Below are 8,748 nucleotides of genomic sequence, written 5' to 3'. Positions count from 1 at the left end.
CGCCCGGCGCCTCAAGACCCTGAAGGGCCTCACGCCCTACGAGTTCATCTGCAAACGATGGACTTCAGAACCAGAACGATTCACGCTCGATCCAATCCACCAAATGCCGGGACTAAACACCTAGCGCCAGATGACGGACAAACTCAGAGGGTCGTTGCTACAGCGGCATTTCGAGAAGTGCCTGCCACTTACCTCGACGCTGCATCTGCTCATGCTCGAAGCCGCTCATCCAAAGCTGATGTTCGGACGTTCCTTCGGCGAACGGGCTGCTGTCCGGCCTGCCAAACTCCCTATACGCCAACCGCCCCTGTGACCAAATTGTCCGCTCCATTTCCGCAATATGGAACCGTTCGGAGAGAGAAATGACATCCATTAAACGTTCCTGCTGGTCTGACTTCGATCATGACAATAGCGCTTTGGCTTAATCCTGTATGCAATCTGAGGCTGGGATGACGCTTGCGCTTCGACGCGAGCTTTTGATTACCCTGTCTCAGGGTGAACCACGCTTTTCGAACCAGCTTTTGCAGAATTTGATGAAGTGACGTTCTGGGTTTTTAGGGATGATATCGTTCTCGCCGAGCCAGTCCCGCCATTCCTGTTCCAGGTAATGGATATCCCAGCCTGGCGCGAACGGACGAGCATCATGGTAAGCATCCGGCTCAAGGCGCCCCTGCCAAGGCTCGTTCGCTTCTGCCGATGATAAGGCCGTACGCATCGATCCCCGATTGGTGAAAATAACCATATCGCGCTCGTCATCGAACGTTACCCCATAGTCGGGGAGATGATCATTTGAAGCCAGGTCCCGGACCATCTGCCGAAACCGCTTTTCGGGGCTTTGAGAGCCGCTTTTCTTGAGGAGGAGTGGAAGAGAAATCTTCCAGCTTTCCTGAGATCCGCAATGCTTCCGCGCAATCTCGTAGACGCGCCGTTCCATCGGCTTCCGCAGCCGAAAATAATCCCGGTGCAGGGTCAGGACTTCCTGCGCCCTGATAGCATTGAACACCCAATCAGAGAGCTTGACCTCACACCAAAGCAAGCGTCCATCCAGACCGTGCTTGCGTCTGATTGCAGACGCTTCAATTAAACCAAACCCGTCAATCTGCTCTTCATCGCCCGTCACAATGTTCGTCCGGATCCGGGTGCCTTCAAGTCGGTCCAACGCTTCAATTAGAGCCTGATAGTCCTTCCCTGATGTACCACGATTTGTGAACATGAGCAGGTCACGACTATTCAACCGTACACGTTGCGTCACGGTTTCGTTGTTCCGCAGCTTTGCCATGATCTGCGAGATACAGTATATCAGAATGTCCTTGTCGTAGATCGTTGCCAGACCTTTGACGCTTGGAGTTATCTCGAGCCACTTTCCCTTATGCTCATACCTTCGGATTGTTGTTTCGGGCTTCTTGGATAACGAGTAAAAAGGGTGTTCCATGTTGGCCATGACGTCTTTGAGGACGGCATCAGCCACATCGCATATGAACAGATCATGCTGCGGATGCCGCTCCGGCACGAGCGCTGGACGGGGCGGAGAGAGCTCTGATTCCATCCCTGCATATTCGGGGTTTCAGGCACCACACGTCAAGCTTCGGGGTATCAGTTACCGCTTATTGAGTTCAGGGTATCAGATAAGCCTGAGGCTTCGGGGTTTTAGGTACCCAGGGGCCTACTTCGGGGTTTCAGTTACCAATATTCGGGGTTTCAGTTACCAATATTCGGGGTTTCAGTTACCGGCGCTCGGAAAATCTGCCAAATTTCGCTGTCTTTTTAGGAGCTTAGGATCCGGCGGTATGCGCTTAACACTATCTAACACATATATTAACACAGGGATCAGCCGTAATCCGTTGTCTGACCGCAAAGCGTCGACGCTTTGCATGCGACTACCGGCATAGCCACTCATGCGGCATCGGTTGCGATATCACTGGTGAAAGCGCTCTTATCTGGACGCAATAGGCGGACGGTGACCTGCTGCAGGATTCGTCTCAGCTCAATGCTTAAATGCGCTGGGGAGTCTGGCGAAGTGTGTTCGTTTCAGAGTCAGGGCGAAGCGGAACCAGCGTGGCCGTGGCGCCCGAGGCGGTTCTACCGGTTACGTGCTAACAAACTTACGACGAGGTTGATGTAGTCCGCGGGTCTCATGAGACGAACCGCCTCGATCGCATCCTTGCCATGTTCCTCAAAATCTGCAGCCAGCGCACGGAGGAACGCCCCGCTGAGCTTGTTATGGGCACCTTTCGGTCGACCTTTTGGATTTCCGCTTTGTCCCTTGCGAAATTTGAGGTCATCTCGACGGTGCGCTGGCTGTTTTTTGGCTGTATTAACAGCCAAGCGCTTCGGACAGCTAGGAGCCTTCACCATGATAGCTTTCGTCGGAATTTCCCCAGGGTAGGCAGCTTCTCATGGTAGGCTTTCACTGGGCGGCCTAGGGCAAATCTTAGTTCATGACGGGTTTTTGCGCCAAGGCTGGCGTGGCCGGCGAAGGCGGTCCGGGTGGCGAAGCCGGCCATTGCAGGACCTGTGGTGCTGGAGGACGGTAGCCCAATGACGAGTGCGGACGTGCCGTGTTGTAGTGGCGGCGCCAGCTTTCGATCACGATCTTCGCCTCGGCCAGCGAATAGAAGATCTCGCCGTTGAGCGTCGGTTTTGAAACTCATGAAGCTCTGGCGGTGCGGCGCACGAGGAGAATGATCGAGACAACGATAAGCGTCGCATCGGCAACTCGGGCGCCGGAGTAACCACCGTCGGCGAACGCCGTTTGACGAACGGGAGAGAGGGCGGGAAGCCTTCAACAAGGTGCCGCCTCCGTCCCGGTCATGCACGCTGGTCGAATGCGGCTCGAGAACAAACGCTCGCCCGTCCGTATCGATCAGGGCTTGGCGCTTTCAGCCTTTGATCTTCTTGCCAGCATGGTACCCACAACGCCGCCCGCTTCGATGGTCTTGACGCTGTCGATGATTACCACCGTGGATTGGCGGCTCGCCTGGTCCACTCTCGCTCGACCATGATGAGAGCGTGGTTGACTTTCCTGAAGATGCAGCTGCCACGCCAGGCCGCAAACCATCGGTAGACCGTGCTACATGGCGGAGACGCTCGGCAACAGGCGCCATGCGATGCCCCCTCGCGTGACGTAGAAAATAGCACGGACGATCTCTCGCATAGCCCATGATCTGGGCCATCCCGTCACGCTCACCGGCGGGAGGTGCAGCTCGATCACCTGCCACTCCGCGTCAGTGACGTCGCCCTGGTAACGCGACGTTCGGCGCTATTAGTGCTCGCGGATTTCGGACGCTCCCCCCTTTTGCGGCGGCCTCTTAGCAACAGATTGCCCCTGCAATACCAAGAGATCGACCTGCCGCAGCTCACGACGATCCTTTCAGGCCTGTGTTTCTTCTGCCGCATGCTCTCGTCCTCCAATGGCTGAAAACCATAGTTCAGCGAGGACCACTGCAGTTGGGGTCGACCATCCGGGCTGACTGCCACATTTTTTTATGGACGGTCATTTTTGCGTTCCGCAAACCACAGTTCTGCGCTATCTTCCGTTCGTGCCATCTGGATGAATCTTGCAAGACCACCCATTGGCAAGGCCGTCGCACTCGTTGAAGCGAATTGCGGCGGCCTTTTCGTCAGCACCTATATAACGGCATCTGGCAACCGCTACTCCGTGTTTGGAGGGGAGGCCTATGCCGCCTTTCTAGTCTTTTGACTTATCCTGAAGCTGCGCTTTGGAACCCATGCCGAAAGGCCATTGGCAATAGCTGCGCATGCGAGGCCGATAGTGCTGCTGGCACCCTGGTACTTGAAGCGATTGATCTCATCGATGGAGACAGACAAACGCTGCGCTGCCTCCTTGTCCGACAGCCACATTACGTCCAACCACTGGATAAAATGTTGCGCGGTCATCTTCGGCCTCCCAGTTGTACCGAATCAGCTTCGACTCACATGTTCCGCTGAGTCAACAAGGAAGTTAATTCCATATTAATATGCTGAGCGCCCTGCACCTTCGCTCGTACCAGCATACTGATGTCCCGGCTGGCGCATCTGCCGCAGATGTCGGTGGCTTCCACTGCATGAAAAGCGGGTTCCTCCAAATCGGGCGATAGTTTTGTCAGGCCTCAGGCCGCCCGTCTGGTGGCAGTCATCCCAAATCCGCGCGGGGGGCCATCCCGTCTACGGTATTCCCCCTCTCTCGACTGGTCATCCAGTAAGACGATGAGTTTGCAGAGCTGGGCTCCGAGACATCCACTCGTTAGCGGCTACTCGTCTCGAGTGGCGTCGCTAATATGTGGCTTGATTGTTAAAATATTTTCAGATGATGATTGGAAATCAGATCTTTTCGCGACCTTTGTAAATCAGTATGGCAATCAAATTCCGCTGCGATAGGAAAAGGTAAGTTAGAGTTACGAAAGCTGGCAGGGTCAAGGCTCTGTCTCGACAGTTGGTCGGCATGTCAGGACCCGTGTGTTCGAGCACCACCAATCGCCTCACACAACGCGCAGCGCAAGGAGATTAGAATCCGAGCAAACTGACGAAGCTCCAATTCGTAGTCGGAGAACGGCAGGCCAGTTTTCGGCCGAAAGGGGTAAAATGCAGCTAGAGGATTGGCACCTAATTGAAGGTGACAGCTTTGAAGAGCGGCATCTGGCTAATGTATACGCACCGCTCATGGAGGCTTGGCGACTGGAGGATGATCCAGATCGGATCGAGCGCTTGCGGCGGGTCTATACCCTTGCGCAAAACCTCTTTCTGCTCGTTGAAGGACGCCGTCTCCCGCGAGAGATTGTCGTCGCGCTACATGATCATAAAGGCCAGTTAACGGTGACATTTGTCGATCACGAATGGCAGGAGTTCCTGATGCCGTTTTTCCAGCTGGCCTGGCATTCAGAAGGCGAGTCAAGAGAAACTGTAATTTCTGCCGTTCAGCAATAGGCAGCTTTGCGTTGTATGTGCCGTCGCTGGAGCGCGGACGCATTATATGAAGCGCGCCGGGTTTCCCGAAGACCGTTTGGAGCGCCTTGATCCCGCTCGGCCTGCTGCACCCACTTTCGCAGCGTCTCGCCCGAGCAGCCGATCTTGGCCGTAATTGAAGAAATCCCCTCCCACGGCGATGCGTGATCGGCTCGATGCTCTCGCACCATCGTGACAGTCCGTTCACGAACTTCCTGCGAATATCTCTTCGATGCCGGTTTCGTCATGATGACCCCATTCTCTCAGGAATTGAGGTCTCCGGAAAACCGGGCGCGCTTCAATGCGGTGATCCCGATGAGGATGGCAGCAAGCTTGAGGGCGGCAAAATGGGTTTCATTCCACTGCGATGACCTCGTTTATCGGGACCTCTCTAGGCTACAACTGGCGGCTCTAGATAAGGTCGTACGGTGCTTCCCTCGTTTGTAATCCCGCGATCCTTGCCGTATTTGTCTAACGTCGGGTCATGCCCAGAAACAGTAAGGGGTCGACGAGCATCCATGAGCGACACGGATAGTTATCGGATCGGCGATCTGGCGGATGAGTTCAATATATCGCTGCGTTCGCTTCGATTTTACGAAGCCAGAGGATTGATTCATCCCAAACGGAATGGATCGCAACGTATATATTCTCACGCAGATCGGGCAAGGTTACAGCTCATTCTGCATTTCAAGACGCTTGGGTTTTCCCTCTTGGAAGCCAAGGAAATTATCGAGGTTTATGACCGTCCTGATGTCGAACGAAGCCATCTGGTGTCTATTCAGGCACGGCTTCGCGAGCAGGAGCAATTTCTCCGCATGCAGGCAGATGAAATAGAGAGATGTCTGCACGTTATGGATGAAACGATCGCCGGGGTGGAGGAAAAGATCCGAAGAAGTGCGAGCGCTGATATGAAATAGTTTTGCCTTTTGATGGCTGCTCGCACTTTTTACGTCGGGTATGATCTGAGACCCTGAACTCCTTTGGTTCGAGGAAGAGTCCTGGGTTTCATTTCTAGCCTCATGCGACCGGATTCTCCATCGTGAATTTCGTTGCGAACTCGGCCGGTAGCAAGTTTCCGAGAGCCGAGGGAGGTCGATGGTGGTTGTAATCCTCTTTCGATGAAGTGATCGCGCGGCGCGCCTCTGTGAGCGTCGAGAACAGCGCTTCATTGAGTCATTCGTCCATGACGCGGGCGTTGGCACAATCGGGAACAAGCATGGGCCTGCGCGTGCCCAGCGCCTGTTTGCGGCCGCCACGGCCTTTATCGCTTCGCGCCATCGAGCATCGTCCGGACGGATGCTGGTGTAGCGCACCGTCGAACGATCGATCCTCAGAGCCTGGCACGCCCGACACTGGTTCCCCCCATGCACCTCGTAGGCATGAAACCACCACCTTCGGCTTCGCATCGGGCATTACCAATTTCTTGCGGCGACATCCTTCAGGATCGCGTCGTCGAAGATCTGCTTAGCAAGGAACTGCTTCAGCCGGGCATTCTCGTTTCAAGCGCCCTCAGGCGGCGGGCGTCCGACACCTCCAAGCCGCCGAACTTCGCCTTGAACTTGTAGAAGGTCGCCGGGGAGATGGCATGCTTGCGGCAGATATCCGCCGTCTTCGTGCCGGCCTCCTGCTTCTTCATCACTCCAATGAATCTGTCCCTCTGTAAATCGTGATGGGCGCATTGCCCGTCGTGATCGACGGACTCCACACAAATCTCGAGGATGTTCTGGGTCTTAGATCACCTGTTCGGTGGCCATCGTTGTCCTTCCAAGCGACGAGCAACCTTCTTTAATAAGGAATCTTTAAGAGGTTCGTTTTTGGGTGTCAGGAATGTCACCCTATGATTTGCCGCGATTGCGCACGGGGTCACGGGAAATCGATCCGTTTCTGCAAGCCACTGCGCTAACTCCGCGGGCTTCGTGAAAAACGGCAATGCCTTGTCGGTGAGCCTGATGACGAGCCCTGTATGCAGACCGTTGATGGTACGGCGGATCTCTATCTCTAAGTAGCCCCAACCAACCAAATCCATGAGGTAGCGTCGGATTGTCCGCGTGGACCTGGACATGATCGACGCGAGCGTAGCCTTGCAGGTCGATGTTTCACGGCCTTTTCCGCACCGTGCGCGGATCACCTGCAGCATAGCCTTGGCATTAGGTGTCAGCCTGTCGTCCCTGGCGGCCGTTGTCGCCATGCTGCCTGCGTACTGCCGGGATGCTTTGGGGGCAGGCCTGAGATGACGGGGCCGGGGCGGTGCTCTCAATGGCCTTCTGCGTGCTGTTTCCGTTCGACCCTGCATGTCCTCCACAGCGAACGAACGGCGTTGAGCTTCGGCGATCGATATCAGACCGGCGGCATGATCGCGCCAAATCGCGGCGCGTGCTTTGAACGTCGGATGTGGCTGCGCCTCCTGGCAGTTCAGGACATGCTGCGACACTTGTACGCCGTTAGGCGCACAGCTTTGATGTTCCGTCATCGTGAACCTTTGCTTGGGCAAAGCTTCGCCGTGGCGGTGAACCGCAATTTTCCTTGACGATGTCGCTGGAAGGCCTTATCCGTAGGGGTGCTTATTCACCTTCGGAAAGGCTCCGCGCGGTCCCCCGCTCGGGGCTTTTTCTTTGCCTATGGCATTCCTCTTTCAGCGACAGTGAAATCCGGCATCAGACGGCGCTCTGCTCGAACTTTGCGACGTCAGCCGGGGTGATGGTGTCCGGGTCCAGCTTTGCGAGCATCACGCGGAGGACTTCGGATCGAGAAGACAGGCCAAGGCGCGCTTTCAAATCGTCGAGGAGCGCAATCTCGCTCTCATGGAACAGGGTTTCCGTGGCTCGGACACCGACCGCGCGTCGGCGTGCACGGAAGGCTGCAACGCCAGAAATGGGCTTTTGACGACTCATAGACAGACTCAACCTCTCTTTACTAGGAAAATTTAGCAGAGTTGGAGGGGACTGTGAATAGGGGTGAGTTCTCAGGGTATCATCAGGTTATGGATCCGACCGCCTCTCGATCCCTGCGGTTTGCTCGACGGCCTGAAGAAGGCGTTCGCCGAGCGTGCCCTGAACGCCGAGATGGATCACCATCTGGCCGGCGAGAACGGCGCCGGAAACGGCCGTAATGGCTACGGCCGCAAGATCGTGACGTGAGCAATTGGGAGATTCCCCGGGCCCGGATTCGCCGGCCCGAGGACAGGCTCAGCGCACCTTCACGATCTCCACGGCGTCGATGTTTCTCCCGACCTGATTTCGGTGGTCACGGACGCAGTTCTGGAAGAGGTCGCCGCCTGGCAGGCCAGGCCACTGGAGGCGGTCTATCCGATCGTGTTCTTCGATGCTCTGCGTGTGAAGATCCGCGACGAAGGCTTCGTCAGAAACAAGGCGGTCCACATCGCCCTTGGCGTGCGCGCCGACGGCACAAAGGAGATCCTCGGCCTCTGGCTCGAACAGAACGAGGGCGCTAAGTTCTGGCTGCGGGTCAGGAACGAGATGAAGCACCGCGGCGTTGAGGACGTCCTGCTTGCCATCGTCGACGGGCTGAAGGGCTTTCCCGAGGCCATCGTCGCCATCTTCCCTGAAGCCACCGTCCAGACCTGTATTGTCCATCTCCTGCGCCACAGCCTCGACTTCACATTATACAAGGACCGCAAGGCCGTCGCGGCCGCGCTGAAGGACAATTACCGAGCGGCCGACGCGGTGGCAGCCGAGAAGGCCCTGAGGGCTTTTGAGGAAGGCGAATGGGGGCCGACCGATACGCAGCCATTGGGCAGAGCTGGCGCCGGGCCTGAGCCGAGGTCGCTCCGTGTCTGAAGCCGAGGTC

8 protein-coding genes and 4 pseudogenes are annotated in these 8,748 nt (G+C 56.2%); 4 read left to right on the top strand and 8 right to left on the bottom strand.

Annotated features, from left to right (window positions below; all coding sequences use genetic code 11):
- Positions 1-124 (top strand): annotated as a pseudogene (locus H9Q09_RS20975) (IS481 family transposase); the annotation flags it as partial.
- Positions 125-157: 33 nt separating this feature from the next.
- Here H9Q09_RS20975 and H9Q09_RS20970 read toward each other — a convergent pair.
- The 4 genes and pseudogenes from H9Q09_RS20970 to H9Q09_RS20950 all read right to left on the bottom strand — a co-directional run bounded on the left by H9Q09_RS20970 (position 158) and on the right by H9Q09_RS20950 (position 3,897).
- Positions 158-373, bottom strand: coding sequence for a hypothetical protein (locus H9Q09_RS20970; protein ID WP_187392667.1), 216 nt, complete (start codon positions 371-373; stop codon positions 158-160).
- A gap of 117 nt (positions 374-490) precedes the next feature.
- Positions 491-1,546: a replication initiator protein A gene (locus tag H9Q09_RS20965; protein WP_187392666.1), complete on the bottom strand. Its 1,056-nt coding sequence runs from the start codon at positions 1,544-1,546 to the stop codon at positions 491-493.
- An 885-nt stretch (positions 1,547-2,431) separates the two neighbouring features.
- A pseudogene (locus H9Q09_RS20960) lies at positions 2,432-2,632 on the bottom strand (transposase); the annotation flags it as partial.
- A 1,043-nt stretch (positions 2,633-3,675) separates the two neighbouring features.
- Positions 3,676-3,897 (bottom strand): hypothetical protein, encoded by a 222-nt coding sequence (locus tag H9Q09_RS20950; protein ID WP_187392664.1) that lies wholly within the window; start codon positions 3,895-3,897, stop codon positions 3,676-3,678.
- Between the two features lie 684 nt (positions 3,898-4,581).
- Between H9Q09_RS20950 and H9Q09_RS20945 the strand changes: the two genes are divergently transcribed.
- A complete protein-coding gene (locus H9Q09_RS20945; protein ID WP_187392663.1) occupies positions 4,582-4,923 on the top strand; it encodes a hypothetical protein in 342 nt (113 codons plus the stop codon).
- A gap of 83 nt (positions 4,924-5,006) precedes the next feature.
- On the opposite strand, the pseudogene H9Q09_RS22570 reads toward H9Q09_RS20945, so the two are convergent.
- Positions 5,007-5,189, bottom strand: a pseudogene (locus H9Q09_RS22570) (IS3 family transposase); the annotation flags it as partial.
- 270 nt (positions 5,190-5,459) lie between these two features.
- Here H9Q09_RS22570 and H9Q09_RS20940 point away from each other — a divergent pair.
- Entirely contained in the window at positions 5,460-5,858 is a 399-nt protein-coding gene (locus tag H9Q09_RS20940; protein ID WP_187392662.1) for a MerR family transcriptional regulator, read from the top strand.
- 563 nt (positions 5,859-6,421) lie between these two features.
- Here H9Q09_RS20940 and H9Q09_RS20930 read toward each other — a convergent pair.
- The 3 genes from H9Q09_RS20930 to H9Q09_RS20920 form a co-directional block, all read right to left on the bottom strand.
- Positions 6,422-6,577, bottom strand: coding sequence for a transposase (locus H9Q09_RS20930; protein ID WP_246716263.1), 156 nt, complete (start codon positions 6,575-6,577; stop codon positions 6,422-6,424).
- A gap of 99 nt (positions 6,578-6,676) precedes the next feature.
- Positions 6,677-7,411 carry a helix-turn-helix domain-containing protein gene (locus tag H9Q09_RS20925; protein WP_187392660.1) on the bottom strand — a complete coding sequence of 245 codons (735 nt, stop codon included), beginning with the start codon at positions 7,409-7,411 and terminating at the stop codon, positions 6,677-6,679.
- Between the two features lie 184 nt (positions 7,412-7,595).
- On the bottom strand, positions 7,596-7,832 hold the full coding sequence (locus H9Q09_RS20920) for a ribbon-helix-helix protein, CopG family (protein ID WP_187392659.1): 237 nt from the start codon (positions 7,830-7,832) through the stop codon (positions 7,596-7,598).
- 117 nt (positions 7,833-7,949) lie between these two features.
- Here H9Q09_RS20920 and H9Q09_RS20915 point away from each other — a divergent pair.
- Positions 7,950-8,713: pseudogene (locus H9Q09_RS20915) on the top strand (IS256 family transposase); the annotation flags it as partial.
- Positions 8,714-8,748 lie beyond the last annotated feature (35 nt).

Source organism: Aurantimonas sp. DM33-3, from assembly GCF_014334315.1.
Taxonomy (GTDB): Bacteria; Pseudomonadota; Alphaproteobacteria; order Rhizobiales; family Rhizobiaceae; genus Aurantimonas; species Aurantimonas coralicida.
Note: the sequence above shows the minus strand (reverse complement) of the source record. Positions and strands in the feature narration are given on the sequence as shown.